Source organism: Bradyrhizobium sp. KB893862 SZCCT0404, assembly GCF_018130885.1.
Taxonomy (GTDB): Bacteria; Pseudomonadota; Alphaproteobacteria; order Rhizobiales; family Xanthobacteraceae; genus Bradyrhizobium; species Bradyrhizobium stylosanthis.
Genome location: NZ_JAFCLT010000001.1, coordinates 799,910 through 814,148 on the forward strand (window position 1 = coordinate 799,910; position 14,239 = coordinate 814,148).

Here is a 14,239-nt window from a genome sequence, read left to right on the forward strand (position 1 = left end):
TCGCCCATCGTGCCGCCACATGCAAGCAACTGGAGGGGGCTGCAGTTTGTTGAGGCAGGCCAGCAGGTTCAACGCCGGGGCCGCAACTTTACGTGAAACGGCCTCAGTTGCGACGCAATGGAACGGTCATTAAAATGTCGAATCTGCGCTTTCCAGGGATGAGACATGGTGCACCTTTTCCGGACTTCGCTCGGTGTGATGGCGCTCGCGGCGGCCGCTTTCGGCTCGGGCGGAATGGCGCAGGCCGCCAACGGTCCGTTCCTCGCGCACCAGGCGCTCTATGACCTCAGCCTCGTCAAATCGCGCTCCAATTCGGTCAACAGCGCGCGCGGCCGAATCCTCTACAATTTCACCGGCAGCTCCTGCGAGGGCTACACCTCCGAATTCCGCCAGGTCTCCGAGCTCGACAGCGGCGAGGGCAAGGTCACGCTGAGCGACCTCCGCTCCAATTCCTGGGAAGACGCTGGGGGGAAGAGCTACCGCTTCAAGATCGAGACGCGGATGAACGAGGCCGATGCCGGCCGTGTCGACGGCTCGGCGGAACGCGACGGCGACCACATCAACGTCAAGCTCAAGCTGCCGGCGCCGAAGAGCTTCACGCTCGACGGCAAGATCGTATTCCCGACCGAGCAGATCCAGCGCATCATCGCCGCCGCCAAGGAGGGCAAGTCGCTGCTCGAGCTCTCGGTCTATGACGGCTCCGACGACGGCCAGAAGGTCTACAACACGCTGACCGTGATCGGCCAGCCGATCGCTGCCGACCGTGCGACCTCGGCCGATCCGTCGACGTCGGACGAGCACATGAAGTCGCTGAAGCGCTGGCCCGTCACGGTCAGCTATTTCGACCGCGAGGCCCAGCAGAAGGAAGGCGAGCAGACGCCGGTCTATGCGATGGCATTCGAGCTCTACGAGAACGGCGTCTCGCGCCAGCTCGTGCTCGACTACAACGATTTCGTCATCTCCGGCGCGATGGGCAAGTTCGACGCCAAGGACAGCAAGCCCTGTAATTGAGGGGCAGTGCAGCTGCGTACCGCGCACGTCACTCCATCACCGTCACCCTGAGGTGCGCGTCCTGCGGCTTGCCGCAGGGCGAGCCTCGAAGGGCGACGGCCCAGCTGCAGCACCTCGGCCGTACATCCTTCGAGGCTCCCCGCGCGCCGCTTCGCGCCACGCGGCTCGCACCTCAGGATGACGGGGGCATCAGCGCTGCTCGTCGCATCTAGCTCTCGTCACACTCTCCGGCTACGCTACCTCCCAACCACAAACTCCGGGGAGCCAACCATGCCCAAGCTCGACCATCTCCGCCCCAGCGGCCTGCATCACAATCCCGCTTATTCCCACGTCGTCACCGCCTCCGGTGCGCGCACCATCTATATCTCCGGCCAAGTCTCGACCGACGAGGAGGGGCGGATCGTCGGCGAGGGCGATATCGCCGCGCAGACCACGCAGGTGATGCAGAATCTCGGACATGCGCTGAAGGCGGCCGGCGCGAGCTATTCCAACATCGTGAAGATCACGACCTTCGTCGTGAACTACAAGCCGGAGCTGCGCCCGATCATCGGCAAGGCCCGTTCGGCCTTCTTCGAAGGCATGGAGCCGCCGGCCTCAACGCTAGTCGGAGTCTCCGCGCTCGCAGCGCCGGAATGGCTGATCGAGATCGAGGCGATCGCAGTCGCGGATTGAGGTGTTGACGGAATGACGTCGGAGAATATCCGGATTGCTGCCGCACTGATGAGCAGGAGCGACGGACGCGTCCTGCTGGTCCGGAAGAAGGCGACTGAAAGCTTCATGCAGCCCGGAGGAAAGATCGAGACCGGCGAGCATCCGCAGGCCGCGCTGAGGCGCGAATTGTCGGAGGAGCTCGGGATCGATGTCGATCCGAGCGAGATGACCTATGTCGGGCGATACACGGCGCCGGCCGCCAACGAGCCAGGCCGGCTGGTCGATGCGGACATTTTTCGTGTCGTCATCGCCCATTCCGTCACGCCCGCGGCGGAGATCGAGGAGATCCTGTGGCTCGATCCGTCCTCGCCCGGAGCTGTCAAGCTCGCACCTCTGACACGCGACAAGCTGCTTCCGCTGTGTTCGCGGCCGTAGCCCGGATGGAGCGAAGCGTAATCCGGGAAATCCGTCGCTGAGGATGCACTGTCCCGGATTTCGCTGCGCTCCATCCGGGCTACGGGTGTCTCGCCTTGGATATCTCGTGCAGAATGGCCATCGCTTCGTCGGCCCGGTCAACCGGCACGAAGAGGTGGTCGTGATGAAAGGCCGACACGGCGTTCACGCTGATGCCGGCCCCGGCGAGGCGCGCGGTGATGGCCGCCAGGAAGCCGACTGCATCGAGTGCGGAGTGAACCGTCAGCGTGATCAGGCGCGAGGCGAATGCGTGGCTTAGTCCCGCCGCTTCGGCTTCCTCGCGCAGCATCACCAGCGTTATTCCTTCGCGCTCCCGGAATGTCAGCATCGGGTTGATCGTGGCTGGAATGTTCACGCCCGGCGCAAGCACGCAGAACACGAAGGTGCCGTCCATCATCTCCGGATTCATGCCTTTCAGCAGCGCGTCGAGATCGCGTTCGCCGGTCACGGTGCGGGCCTCCGGACAGGGAGGGGCGCCCTTGCGAAGCTGTCGGCGCCGACGGCCGTGGAAGCCATGTCCAACATACCTTTGTATATCTCCTCTAATCCTTCTCATGCGCCGAGCTTACGCTGGTACAATTGAGCGACGGCGGGAGATTCTTACAATTTGAGTCCACTCGGGTCACTGCGAGGAAACTCAAATGAACGTGGTCATTCGAAAGCTCAACGGCTTATGGCACCTCATCGTCGGATCTTGCCAGATCCGAACGCCGTTCCTGGAAACGCAGGATCGGCAGCTGGTCGTTCAGTACGCCAGGCGCGCCTATCCGGGTGCACGGGTCTTCGAACGCGACTGAGCTAAACCGGACTCGTTCACTCCTGCGCCTTCTCCGGCCCGTCATAGGCGATGCCGCGGATCACCGCGGCGCTGCCGAACTTCTTGCGCAGGCTGTCCACCGCGCGCTCGGCGTGGGCGGCACGGCGGTCGAGCATGTCGGTGTCGTCGATCGCCGATCCCTCGCGCAGCGCGCTGACGCCGGCCCCCATCAGGCGGAAAGCGGTGCCGTCGATCTCCTTCGCCAGCATTTCGCGGCAGATCGAGAAGATCTTCGCGGCGAGCTGCGTCGGTGCGGCGATCGACTGCGAGCGGGTGCGCTGGCGGAAATCGGCGGTCTTCAGCTTCAGCGTCACGGTGGAGCCGGCGAGCTCGCTGCTCTTCAGCCGCGACGACGTCTTCTCGCAGAGCCGCCACAGGATCTTCTCCAGCGTCGCAAAATCGCGGATGTCGGTCTCGAAGGTGGTTTCGCTGGAAATCGTCTTGGCACCGCGGTCCGGTTCGACGCGGCGGTCGTCGATGCCGCGCGCGAGCCGCCACAGCCTGCGGCCGTCGCTCGGAAACTGCCGCATCATCTCGATCTCGTCGGCCTTCTGCAGGTCGGCGATGACGCGGAAGCCGCGCTGCACCAGGCGCTCCTGGGTCGCAGGCCCCACGCCGAAGATGAAGCCGACCGGCTTGTCCGCCAGCATCACGCGCGCCTCCTCCTGATCGAGCGCGGCAAAGCCGCGCGGCTTGTCGAGGTCGGAGGCGATCTTGGCGAGGAACTTGTTGCAGGACAGGCCGACCGAGACGGTGATGCCGATGTCGCGCTCGACCTCGCGGGCAAAGCGCGCCAGCACCTTTGCCGGGATCATGCCGTGCACGCGCTCGGTGCCGGAGAGATCGAGGAAGGCTTCGTCGATCGAGAGCGGCTCGACCAGCGGCGTCAGCGCCTGCATGGCCTGGCGCACCTCGCGGCCGACGCGGACATATTTGGCCATGTCGGGCGGGATCACAGTGGCATGCGGGCAGGCGTCGAGCGCCTTGAACATCGGCATCGCCGAGCGCACGCCGTAGGTCCGCGCGATGTAGCAGGCGGCCGACACCACGCCGCGCTTGCCCCCGCCGATGATGACGGGCTTGTCGGCGATATCAGGATTGTCGCGCTTCTCGACCGTCGCGTAGAAGGCGTCGCAGTCGATATGGGCGATGGTCAGGCTCGCCAGCGTCCGGTGGCGGACGAGGCGGGGGGAACCGCAGGCCGTGCAGCGCCGTACAGTTACGTCCAGATCGGCCAGACAATCCCGGCAGAAGCAGCGGGGCCCGGCCGGGTCGGGCGCGCTCACGGCACGTCGCGCTCCCAGGAGGGGTCGCCGAGCGCGTCGCCGAGCACCTGCCGCGCTGCCGCAACGTTGGTCGGATGCAGCTCCGAGGCTGTCGCGAAGGCCTTCACAGTGGCGTCATCGCGCAGCACGAAATCGAGCACGTTGAGGAGGAAATTCGGGTCCGCGGCGGCGTTCCGGAGGGTCTCCGGACCGACCCCTGTCTCAGCCAGGAACAGGCCCAGCCGCTCGGGGTCGCCCGCGACAAAGGACAGGGCCTGAATCGCAACGATTTCAGCGACTTCGCGAGGGTTGTGAACAGGCTTTTTCACGGGGCCGGTTTGCCTTTCCGTTAACTTTCGGTGTCTACTTTGCATCATGCCCGAGTCTCCGCCTTGAGTCTTCCGGCCCGGGGCAAGCAACTGGAAACCACGTCGCAGAAAGTGGCCCCTCGGGTTTAACGAAACTAGAGCGAATCTGAGGCTAGTTTGAATCCAGTTTTCGAAGCGCCGGAAAGCGGCGCCTGAGGCGTCACATGTATCCGGCTTCGTGCCAATCAGGAGGACGGGATGGCTAAGACCGTCCTGATCGTGGAAGACAACGAGCTCAACATGAAGCTCTTCCGCGACCTGTTGGAGGCCCACGGCTACCAGACCTCCGGCACCAGCAACGGCTACGAGGCGCTCGACCTCGTGCGCAAGATGCGGCCCGACCTCGTGCTGATGGACATCCAGCTGCCGCAGGTCTCAGGCCTCGAGGTGACGCGCTGGATCAAGGACGATCCGGAGCTGCGCACCATTCCCGTCGTCGCGGTCACGGCGTTCGCGATGAAGGGCGACGAAGAGCGCATCCGCGAGGGCGGCTGCGAGGCCTATTTGTCCAAGCCGATCTCGGTCGGCAAATTCATTGAGACGGTCCGGCGTTTCATCGGATAGGAAGTGAGTGCAAAGTGTCCGCGCGTATCCTGGTTGTCGATGACGTTCCTGCCAACGTCAAACTCCTCGAAGCCCGCCTGTCCGCCGAATATTTCGACGTGATGACCGCTTCGAACGGCACCGAGGCGCTGGCGCTGGCACGCCGCGCCGAATGCGACATCATCCTGCTCGACGTGATGATGCCCGACATGGACGGTTTCGAAGTCTGCCGCCGCCTGAAGACCGATCCGGCGACGCACCACATCCCCGTCGTGATGGTCACCGCGCTCGACAGCCCCGCCGACCGCAATCGCGGCCTCGAAGCCGGCGCCGACGATTTCCTCACCAAACCCGTCTCCGACGTCGTGCTGATCGCGCGTGTGCGCTCGCTGACGCGGCTGAAGATGATGACCGATGAGCTGCGCATGCGCGCCATCACCTCGCTCGAGATCGGCATGCAGGCGCCCGAGCGCAGCGCCGTGGCCGACACCGGCAAGGGCGGCCGCATCCTCCTGGTCGACGACCGCGAGTCCTCCTATGAGCGGCTGGCGACGATCCTCGCCGCCGAGCACACCATCGACGTCGAGCCGAACCCGACGGAGGCGTTGTTCCACGCCGCCGAGGGCAATTACGACCTGCTGATCGTCTCGCTCGACCTCAACAATTTCGACGGCCTGCGCCTGTGCAGCCAGGCGCGCTCGCTGGAGCGGACGCGCCACGTGCCGATCCTCGCCATCGCCGACCCCGAGAACTCGACGCGGCTGCTCCGCGGCCTCGAGATCGGGGTCAACGACTATTTGCTGCGCCCCGTCGACAAGATCGAGCTGCTGGCGCGCGCCCGCACCCAGATCCGCCGCCGCCGCTACACCGATCACCTGCGCGACAACGTGCAGAACTCGATCGAGATGGCGATCACGGACGCGCTGACCGGCCTGCACAATCGCCGCTACATGGAGAGCCATCTGGCAACGCTGGCCGAGCAGGCCGCGACCCGCGGCAAGCCGCTGGCGCTGATGATCCTCGACATCGACTACTTCAAGTCGATCAATGACAATTACGGCCACGACGCCGGCGACGACGTGCTGCGCGAGTTCGCGGTGCGCGTGCGCAAATCGATCCGCGGCATTGACCTTGCGTGCCGCTACGGCGGCGAGGAGTTCGTCATCGTGATGCCGGAGACCGATCTGCACGTCGCCGGCATGGTCGCCGAGCGCCTGCGCCGCTCGATCGCGGGCGAGCCCTTTGCGATCCACAAGGGCGCCAAGCGCATCGAGGTCACCATCTCGATCGGCCTCACCACGCTGGAGCAGAAGGGCGAGGCGGTCGGCGACGTCCTCAAGCGCGCCGACACCGCGCTGTACCGGGCCAAGCACGACGGCCGCAACCGGGTGGTCTCGCACGCGGCGTGAGGCTGCTCGCGACCCAAAAGTTCGAAAACAACCCCATGCACAGTAGCCGGCGCCAGCGGGATCAACGGGTTATGCCGGTGGCAGGGAAGGGTGCGCAGGCGGAGTGCGCGGTTTGACTTGTCGGGCAAAACAGGAGCATTTTGGCAGGGTCGGCGCTGCGTGGGACGAATGCTGTTGCCACGCCCTCAGTCGTCGTCGACACTATTTTTGCCGCGGCCGCTTGCCCTTCACCGGCTCCACACCACCACCCACATCCACCCCCGCATTCCGCAGCAGCACCGTCGCCGCTTCCTTCGCCGCGCGCGCCATTGCGGGATCGTCGCGCACCAAGTCCTGGGCGATCGAGCCGTCGACCAGCAGCACGAGCTGGGTGGCGAGCGCATCGGCGTCGGCAACGCCGAGCTCGGTGAGGCGGTCGCGAAACCAGACGCGGCGGCTTTCCTTGAAGGCGATGGCGATCTTCTTCACGGCGCGGTCGGATGGGCCGAGCTCGGCGACCGCATTGACGAACGGGCAGCCGCGAAAATCCTTCGCCGCAAAGCGGCGCTCCAGCGAATCGAAAGTGGCGAGAATCTGCTCGGCCGGCGGCTTGTCGGAGGGGCCGGCGTGCACGAAGCGGCGCTCGAGATAGGCCGCGATCAGCGCGTCCTTGGACGGGAAGTGGTTGTAGAGCGTGCGCTTGGAGATGCCGATCTCGGCCGCGATGGTATCGACACCGATGGCGCGAATGCCCTGCAGATAGAACAGCTTGTCGGCGGTCTCGAGGATCCGCTCTTTCATCGTCTGTGGGGCGGGCGGGGGAGCCATGCGATAGCGCGCATCCTGTTGGCTTGACAGTACCGGCCTTTCATAGCCTAAGTACACAGGTCTGTGTAACCAAAATCAACCGATATTGCAGACGACGGCACGCGTGCCGCGCCGCCGAGGGAGATAAACATGCCCCTGTTGCAGGTCCTGCGTCCGACCTTGCCGATCCTGATCGGCGCCTCGATCATGCTGACGCTGAGCATGGGGCTGCGGCAGAGTCTCGGCATCTTCATGCAGCCGCTGACGCACGACATCCACATCTCGATCTCGGATTTCACGCTGGCGCTGGCCGTCCAGAACCTCGCCTGGGGCTTCCTGCAGCCGCCCGCAGGCGCGCTCACCGTGCGCTACGGCTTCCGCCCGATCATGATCGTGGGCGCGCTGATGTATATCGCAGGCCTGGCGCTGATGGCGACCGCCAACGGCCTGCTCAGCATCATGATCGGCGCGGGCATTCTGATCGGGACGTCGCTGGCCTGCACGGCGGCCGCGATCGCGATGTCGGTGGCGGCGCGCGCTGTGCCTGAGACGGTGCGCTCCACCGTACTCGGCATCGTTTCCGGCGCCGGCTCGCTCGGCGCGCTGCTGTCGGCCCCGATTGGGCAGATCCTCAACGAAGGCTTTGGCTGGCGCTTCGGTCTTGCCGGCTTCGTCGTCATGTCGGTGCTGATGATCCCCGCGGCCTGGTATGCAGGGCGCATCGACAAGATCCCGCTGCCGAAGCCGGCCGCCGACGACATCGGCGATGCCACGGCCGCGACGGCGGCGAAGACCGCGTTCGGCAATGCCTCCTTCGTGGTGATGACCTGCGCCTATCTCGTCTGCGGCATGCAGCTCGTGTTCCTCACCACGCATCTGCCGTCCTACCTTGCGATCTGCGGCCTCGATCCGATGCTCAGCGCGCAGACACTCGGCATGATCGGCGGCTTCAACGTGCTGGGCTCGCTGTTCTTCGGCTGGGCCGGCCAGCGCTGGAACAAGCTGGCGCTGCTCGGCGGCATCTACATCCTGCGCTCGATCGCGCTCGCCTGGTACTTCACGCTGCCGGCGACGCCATTCTCGACTCTCTTGTTCGGCGCGATCATGGGCTTCCTCTGGATGGGCGTCGGCCCGCTGGTCGCCGGCGCCGTCGCCGAGATGTTCGGCCTGCGCTGGCAGGCGATGATCCAGGGCCTTGCCTTCATGAGCCACCAGATCGGCAGCTTCCTCGGCGCCTACGGCGGCGGGGTGCTCTACGACGCGCTCGGCTCCTACACCATGGCCTGGCGCATCGGCGTCGCGCTTGGGCTGGCCGGCGGCATCATCCAGGTCGCGTTCGCGCTGATCCGGCCGTCGCAACCGCCGACGCCGGTGTTGAAGGCGGCGTAGGCGGGAGGTCGTTCACGAGTATCTGCCGGAGGGGAGCCGACGACGGTGTGCCTCCTGTGCCCGATAGCTTCTGCTTCAGGGACGAACGCGGATGATCGTATTTCCCTTGCGCCGGCCGCTCGGATTTAAGGCGGCGACCGCATCGTCGAAGGTGGAGACCTTGCCGATGTTCGTCCGCAGTCGGCCGTCCCGCACGCGCTGGACGATCTCACTTAGCTGGGAACGATCTGCCTCGACGACAAAATCGAGAGCCAGTCCATTGGATGGCTGCGCCTCGGCCGGCCCGACGATGGTGACCAATGTTCCTCCGGCTCGGATCAGTGCTGCGGACCGCTTCTGGATGTCACCGCCGATGACATCGAACACCAGATCGACCTTGCCGACGTCTTCAAGGGCGTCGTTGTCGAGGTCGACGAATTCCTTCGCCCCGAAGTCGAGCACCGTCTGACGGTCGGAGGCGCGACCGGAGCCGATGACGTAGGCACCGGCTTCTCGTGCGAGCTGCGTCACCATCGAACCGACGGCGCCCGCCGCGCCGTGTGCGAGCACGCGTTGCCCCGCCTGCAGGCGGCCGTGCTGGAACAGCCCTTGCCATGCGGTCAGGCCAGAGACCGGCAGGCTCGCGCCCACCGTGAAGTCAACGTCACCAGGCAGCGGCGCGAGATTGCGGGCCTCGATCGCCACATACTCGGCCAGCGTGCCATCGCGATACCAATCCGCAAGCCCGAACACCCGCTGTCCCACCGAGAGCCCGGTCGTGCCATATCCGAGAGCCGTGACCACTCCGGCCAGCTCGTGTCCAGGGATCGACGGTGTTCGATCACGCTCGACGCGATCGGTCCAGGTCGAAGGCCACGTCAGCTCGGTCGGGACGAATCCCGACGCGTGAACCTGGACAATGACGTCGTTGATCGCTGCTTGCGGCTCGGGCCGGTCCACCAGCTTCATTCCGCCCGTTCCCGCAGCCTGTTCCGTGACAACGATTGCCTTCATGGGAATTATCTCCTCGATCCTGATCTGGTTGGGCCCAGCGATCGGCGCCGTCTGCACCGGCCGGGCCTCCCGCAAGACTGGCGGATCGGGATCGCTCCGGTCGCTGGTACTAGCGGATAAATGCGCTGCGCCCGGCCATAGAACAGTACCAAGATTGCAAATTGCGCATGTACCAGGCGCGATGGGCTGCGAGCTGAAGGCGCTTGCCGGATATTCCCCATTTACCGCATTTAACCACCATTGGGCCGACTGCGGTGCTAGCTACGTTCGCGTATCGCGCGCCGGGCGCTCATGGCGGAAACGCTTGGAACCGAATTCCTGAACGCCTCTTCAAATCGAGGATCCAACGTGACCCAGCATGTTCTGTTCATCGTCACCAACGCAGCCGTGATCGGTCCGCACAGTCGCAAGACCGGCTTCTTCTTTGCGGAAGTCGCCCATCCTTTCGACGTGCTCGACAAGGCGGGAATCGCGGTGGAATTCGCATCACCTGCCGGCGGATGGACGCCCTACGACGCATATGACGAGAAAGACCCGGCCCAGAAGGCGTTTCTCGAGAGCAAGGCTTTTCGTCGGCTCAATCACAGCCGCAAATTGTCCGAAGTCGACGCCGCGGACTACGATGCGATCCTGGTGCCCGGCGGCCTCGGGCCGATGGTCGACATCGCGCGAAACGCCGACGTGCAGAAGGCCGTCGTGCGCGCGTGGAGCACGGGCAAGCTCGTGAGCGCTGTTTGTCATGGTCCGTGCTCCCTTCTCGGCGTGGATCTCGGGGATGGCACGCCGTTCGTGCGCGGCAAGAAGCTCACGTCGTTCTCGACAAAGGAAGAGTACGACTACGCCCGCGATGACGTGCCCTACGAACTTGAGGATGCTTTGAGGGCAGAGGGTGCCGAGTACTCGTCTGCATCCAACTGGCAACCTCATGTCGTTGTTGATGGCCGCCTCATCACCGGCCAGAACCCGGCATCGGCGGGACCGCTGGCGAAGGAACTGTTGACGGCCCTCGAACGGGCTGCCGCTGCAGGCTGATGCCTTCGGGCGCGCTTCGGATTGACGGTCTGAAACGCGATCACTCACGCCCCAGCGACGTAGCCTGAGAGCATGCATCCGATCATGGCGGTGCTCGTTGAACGCCGCCTTGCGCCGCACGGGTCGATCGCGCCGCGGCAGCAGAGATCCCGCGCGATGCCGGCAGTTGTCCGGCAGCTGTTGCGGCCTGATGCGCGAGCGACGCTGCAGCCCACGTATTGAACAGACGCCTCAGGCGGGCCGCCAGCAGGAGAACCTTCTTCCGCAAGCTCGGACGCGTCGCGGACGGGAGGGATGCAAGCGCTTGCACGGAACCGCGATGTGCCAAGACGGCAAACCATCCGGCGCAATAGCGGTGCAGACGATCGGACGCACGGACCATGTGGCATCTCCGGTTGAACGGCGATTGACCGATCTCTAAACTCGACCGATCCCTCGCGCTTGACGGAGTCCTTCAGGACACATTGGTTTTTCCCTGAGTTGGAGATTGTTTCGACGACGGCCGCCATATGCGGTCAGCCTCGCTAGGAAAGTGATAATGGTAGTTAAATACCGTTTTTCGGATTTCGAGGTCGATCTAAGCCAGCAAGAGCTTCGACGTGAGGGGACGCCTGTCCATATTGAACCTCAGGTCTTCGATCTCATCGTTCATCTGGTGCGCAACCACGAGCGGGTGGTGAGCAAGGACGAGCTCATCGACATCGTGTGGCATGGCCGCATCATTTCCGAAGCGGCTTTTTCCAGCCGCATCAACGGCGCGCGGCGCGTGCTCGGCGACAACGGAACCGATCAGCTCTTCATCAGGACGCTGCACAGGCGCGGCTTTCGGTTCGTCGCCCAGGTGCATGCGATCGGCGGCTCCGACGCCGAAGCGATCCGGCTTGCACCGGAGCAGCGCGCGACGATCGACGTTCCGAAACAGGCATCGCTCTCCACCGACGTGTCGCATCTCGACGACGTCGTTTCGGAATCGGTCAAGGCAGAGGCCAACGCGCGTTCGTTCATCGCGGTGCTGCCGTTCACGAACATGTCGAACGATCCGGAGAACGAATATTTCAGCTATGGATTGACGGAAGACATCATCCGGCTGCTCGCCCGCAACCGCTGGCTTTCCGTGATCTCGCGCCACTCGACGATCGGGTTTCAGGGGCGGGTGGTCGACGCGCGCGACGTCGGTGCGCAACTCGGCGTGAGCTATGTCATGTCCGGCAGCGTTCGCAAGAGCCGCGATGTCGTGCGGATCACGGCAGAGCTGACCCGGGCCGCGGACGGGATGCAGCTTTGGTCCGACAAGTACGAGCTTCAGCTCGAGAACATCTTCGATATCCAGGAGGAGATGGCCAAGCAGATCGCCGCCACCATCGAACCCGAACTGTCGAAGGTCGAGCAGCAACTCGCCGCGCGAAAGGCGCCCGAAAGTCTGGATGCGTGGGACTGCTACCAGCGCGGGCTATGGAATCTCTGGCGGTTCACCACGCCGGGATTCGACCTGGCCGAGGAATATTTCCAGCGTGCGATCGCGGCAGATCCCGGCTTCGCGCGTGGTCATGGTGCGCTGGCCTACGTCAATATCCAGCGCGCGCTCTATGATGATCCGAAGATCCGGCCCGGGCGGCTGGAAACGGCGCTGCGCCAGTCCCGTCTCGCCGTGACGCTCGACGAGCTCGATTGCTTCTGTCATTGCGCGCTCGGGCGAGCGCTCTGCCTGACGCGTCGGAACGACGAGGCGCTGGCCGCCATCGACACCTCGCTGGAGCTCAATCCGAGTTTCGCGCAAGGGTATTTTGCGCAAGGGTTCAACCTTTTGTGGTGCGGGCGGGAGATCGAGGCCGAAGCGCTGCTTGATCGCGCGACAATGCTCAGTCCCCGCGACAGCCATCTCTGGAGCTTTCATCACGTGCGCTCGTGGACGCATTTCTCGCTCGGGGAATACGACATTGCCGTCGAGTTTGCCCGCAGGGCGACGCGGCAGCCGAATGCCACATATCGTGCTTATGCCACGCTGGCCGCGTCCCTCGGCCACCTCGGCGACAAGGCGCAGGCCCATGCGGCAGCGGTCGATCTGCTGCAGCGCAAGCCGGATTACAAGATCGCGACGGCGCGGCAGGAGCTGTTCTTTTGCAACGATCAGGGCTTCGTCGAGCGGTTCGCCGAAGGGCTGGCCGTTGCCGGGGTCACCGGTCGCTGAAGACAGCAATACTGCGCGCGCCGGCTAGGATGCGGCGACCTTCACCTTGATCGGGGCGGGCAGGGGAAGGCGCAGTCCCAGGCCCCGGGCCAGCGCCGCGCGGCGCGATGCCGGCAGCCGCTTCGGCAGCTTGCCGAAATGTGCCAGCGTTTGCGTCAGCGCTGACCTGACGGCCGGCTCGATCCTCGCACAGATGAACCAGCAGACCAGCACGAGCATGCCGAGCGCAACCCATATCGCCGAAGAGGCATCGAGGCCCGCCTCGACCAATGCACGGATGATCGCAGAGCCGATGACGTTGTGGGTGAGATAGAGCGGGTAGGTGATCAGTCCGAGCGTCCTCAGCCAGGCCGGTGCTTCGCGAGAAGCTACGGGCGCAGGGTGCCTGTTCCTTTTTGCGGCACGGGCGACGAGGAGCACCGCGGTCGCCCAGACGGTGATCGGCACCAGGGCCGATTGATCCGAGATGGCGGGGATGGAGGTGAGGAAGAACGAGGCGAAGACGTAGATCTCCGCGGCGCCCGACAGGCAGGTGACGGCGACGGCGACCTGTTCGAGCGCCGTCAATTCCCTGTTCGCGGAAATGAACAGCCAGATCCCCAGCGCGAAGAAGCAGCCGTGCGTCAGCAGGAATGCCGAGCACGGCACGCGGAACATCAGGATCACGAGAAAGGGCAGGTCGGACGGCGTCGTGCATGACGCGACCAGCAGCGCGATGGCGTTGAACACCGCGCTGTAGATGGTGAGACCAAAGGCGAGGTGCCGCAGCGTGATCTTCCGCGTGAGCATGGCGCAAAACACCAGCCCATAAAACGCCGTCTCGGCCGCCAGCGTCCAATAGACTTCGTCGAGCCACTGACCGGTGACGCCCTTCGGCACCATCAGCATGGCGTGGATATAGGGCAGGATGATCTCGGACGCCGGTCCGCTGCCGAATAGCAGCAGGACGAGGAAGGTCGCGGTGGCGCAGACCCAGACCGCCGGATAGAGCCTGAGCACGCGGCCAAGCAGAAACTCGCCGGGCGAGGATGTGCTTGCGGAATTCGCGATCACGAAGCCGGAAATGACGAAGAAGATTTCAACGCCGACCCAGCCGAACCACGTGAAAGGCGCAGCGGAGGGGTAGAGCAAATCGGCTGCAACGGTGCGCTCGAAACCGGGGACGCCGATCGATGCCCAGGCCCAGGACCAGAACATCTGGTGGAAAATGGCAACTCCGAGCGCGGCTCCGAAGCGCAGCGGATCCAACAGCGGCAAATGGCTCTTCACGGGAATGGACCAGGTTCATGCAACAATCCCGCTGGAGGTATTGG

The 14,239-nt window shown here is 64.6% G+C and carries 15 protein-coding genes; 9 read left to right on the plus strand and 6 right to left on the minus strand.

Annotated features, from left to right (window positions below; genetic code table 11):
* Positions 1 to 165: 165 nt before the first annotated feature.
* The 3 genes from JQ617_RS04050 (at position 166) to JQ617_RS04060 (ending at position 2,097) form a co-directional block, all read left to right on the plus strand.
* Positions 166 to 1,011, plus strand: a complete 846-nt coding sequence (locus tag JQ617_RS04050) for a cell envelope integrity EipB family protein (protein ID WP_212024587.1) — start codon at positions 166 to 168, stop codon at positions 1,009 to 1,011.
* A 270-nt stretch (positions 1,012 to 1,281) separates the two neighbouring features.
* Positions 1,282 to 1,683, plus strand: a complete 402-nt coding sequence (locus JQ617_RS04055) for a RidA family protein (RefSeq protein WP_063682982.1) — start codon at positions 1,282 to 1,284, stop codon at positions 1,681 to 1,683.
* A 12-nt stretch (positions 1,684 to 1,695) separates the two neighbouring features.
* Positions 1,696 to 2,097 (plus strand): NUDIX hydrolase, encoded by a 402-nt coding sequence (locus JQ617_RS04060; RefSeq protein ID WP_212024589.1) that lies wholly within the window; start codon positions 1,696 to 1,698, stop codon positions 2,095 to 2,097.
* Between the two features lie 79 nt (positions 2,098 to 2,176).
* Here the strand turns inward: JQ617_RS04060 and JQ617_RS04065 are convergent, their stop codons facing one another.
* On the minus strand, positions 2,177 to 2,584 hold the full coding sequence (locus JQ617_RS04065; RefSeq protein WP_212024591.1) for an ACT domain-containing protein: 408 nt from the start codon (positions 2,582 to 2,584) through the stop codon (positions 2,177 to 2,179).
* A gap of 193 nt (positions 2,585 to 2,777) precedes the next feature.
* Between JQ617_RS04065 and JQ617_RS04070 the strand changes: the two genes are divergently transcribed.
* Positions 2,778 to 2,933, plus strand: a complete 156-nt coding sequence (locus JQ617_RS04070) for a hypothetical protein (RefSeq protein WP_167358202.1) — start codon at positions 2,778 to 2,780, stop codon at positions 2,931 to 2,933.
* A gap of 16 nt (positions 2,934 to 2,949) precedes the next feature.
* Here JQ617_RS04070 and JQ617_RS04075 read toward each other — a convergent pair whose 3' ends face one another.
* Positions 2,950 to 4,239 carry a DNA polymerase IV gene (locus JQ617_RS04075; protein WP_212024592.1) on the minus strand — a complete coding sequence of 430 codons (1,290 nt, stop codon included), beginning with the start codon at positions 4,237 to 4,239 and terminating at the stop codon, positions 2,950 to 2,952.
* Positions 4,236 to 4,547 carry a DUF3572 domain-containing protein gene (locus JQ617_RS04080; protein WP_145666728.1) on the minus strand — a complete coding sequence of 104 codons (312 nt, stop codon included), beginning with the start codon at positions 4,545 to 4,547 and terminating at the stop codon, positions 4,236 to 4,238. Before JQ617_RS04080 ends, JQ617_RS04075 begins: the two co-directional genes overlap by 4 nt.
* A gap of 237 nt (positions 4,548 to 4,784) precedes the next feature.
* Between JQ617_RS04080 and JQ617_RS04085 the strand changes: the two genes are divergently transcribed.
* Together JQ617_RS04085 and JQ617_RS04090 are read left to right on the plus strand one after the other, a co-directional pair.
* Entirely contained in the window at positions 4,785 to 5,150 is a 366-nt protein-coding gene (locus JQ617_RS04085) for a response regulator (protein WP_027553080.1), read from the plus strand.
* A 14-nt stretch (positions 5,151 to 5,164) separates the two neighbouring features.
* Positions 5,165 to 6,538, plus strand: coding sequence for a PleD family two-component system response regulator (locus JQ617_RS04090; RefSeq protein WP_212024594.1), 1,374 nt, complete (start codon positions 5,165 to 5,167; stop codon positions 6,536 to 6,538).
* A 201-nt stretch (positions 6,539 to 6,739) separates the two neighbouring features.
* Here the strand turns inward: JQ617_RS04090 and JQ617_RS04095 are convergent, their stop codons facing one another.
* A complete protein-coding gene (locus JQ617_RS04095; RefSeq protein WP_212024596.1) occupies positions 6,740 to 7,345 on the minus strand; it encodes a TetR/AcrR family transcriptional regulator in 606 nt (201 codons plus the stop codon).
* 129 nt (positions 7,346 to 7,474) lie between these two features.
* Here JQ617_RS04095 and JQ617_RS04100 point away from each other — a divergent pair, with 129 nt between their 5' ends.
* Entirely contained in the window at positions 7,475 to 8,713 is a 1,239-nt protein-coding gene (locus tag JQ617_RS04100; RefSeq protein WP_212024598.1) for an MFS transporter, read from the plus strand.
* 75 nt (positions 8,714 to 8,788) lie between these two features.
* Here the strand turns inward: JQ617_RS04100 and JQ617_RS04105 are convergent, their stop codons facing one another.
* The gene (locus JQ617_RS04105) at positions 8,789 to 9,706 is read right to left on the minus strand and encodes an NADP-dependent oxidoreductase (protein WP_212024600.1); all 918 of its coding nucleotides are present in this window, start codon (positions 9,704 to 9,706) and stop codon (positions 8,789 to 8,791) included.
* A gap of 348 nt (positions 9,707 to 10,054) precedes the next feature.
* On the opposite strand from JQ617_RS04105, the gene JQ617_RS04110 reads away from it, so the two are divergent.
* Positions 10,055 to 10,738, plus strand: a complete 684-nt coding sequence (locus tag JQ617_RS04110) for a type 1 glutamine amidotransferase domain-containing protein (protein WP_212024602.1) — start codon at positions 10,055 to 10,057, stop codon at positions 10,736 to 10,738.
* 538 nt (positions 10,739 to 11,276) lie between these two features.
* Positions 11,277 to 12,926, plus strand: coding sequence for a winged helix-turn-helix domain-containing tetratricopeptide repeat protein (locus JQ617_RS04115; protein WP_212024604.1), 1,650 nt, complete (start codon positions 11,277 to 11,279; stop codon positions 12,924 to 12,926).
* Between the two features lie 24 nt (positions 12,927 to 12,950).
* Here the strand turns inward: JQ617_RS04115 and JQ617_RS04120 are convergent, their stop codons facing one another.
* A complete protein-coding gene (locus JQ617_RS04120) occupies positions 12,951 to 14,183 on the minus strand; it encodes an acyltransferase family protein (protein ID WP_249156617.1) in 1,233 nt (410 codons plus the stop codon).
* Positions 14,184 to 14,239: the final 56 nt, after the last annotated feature.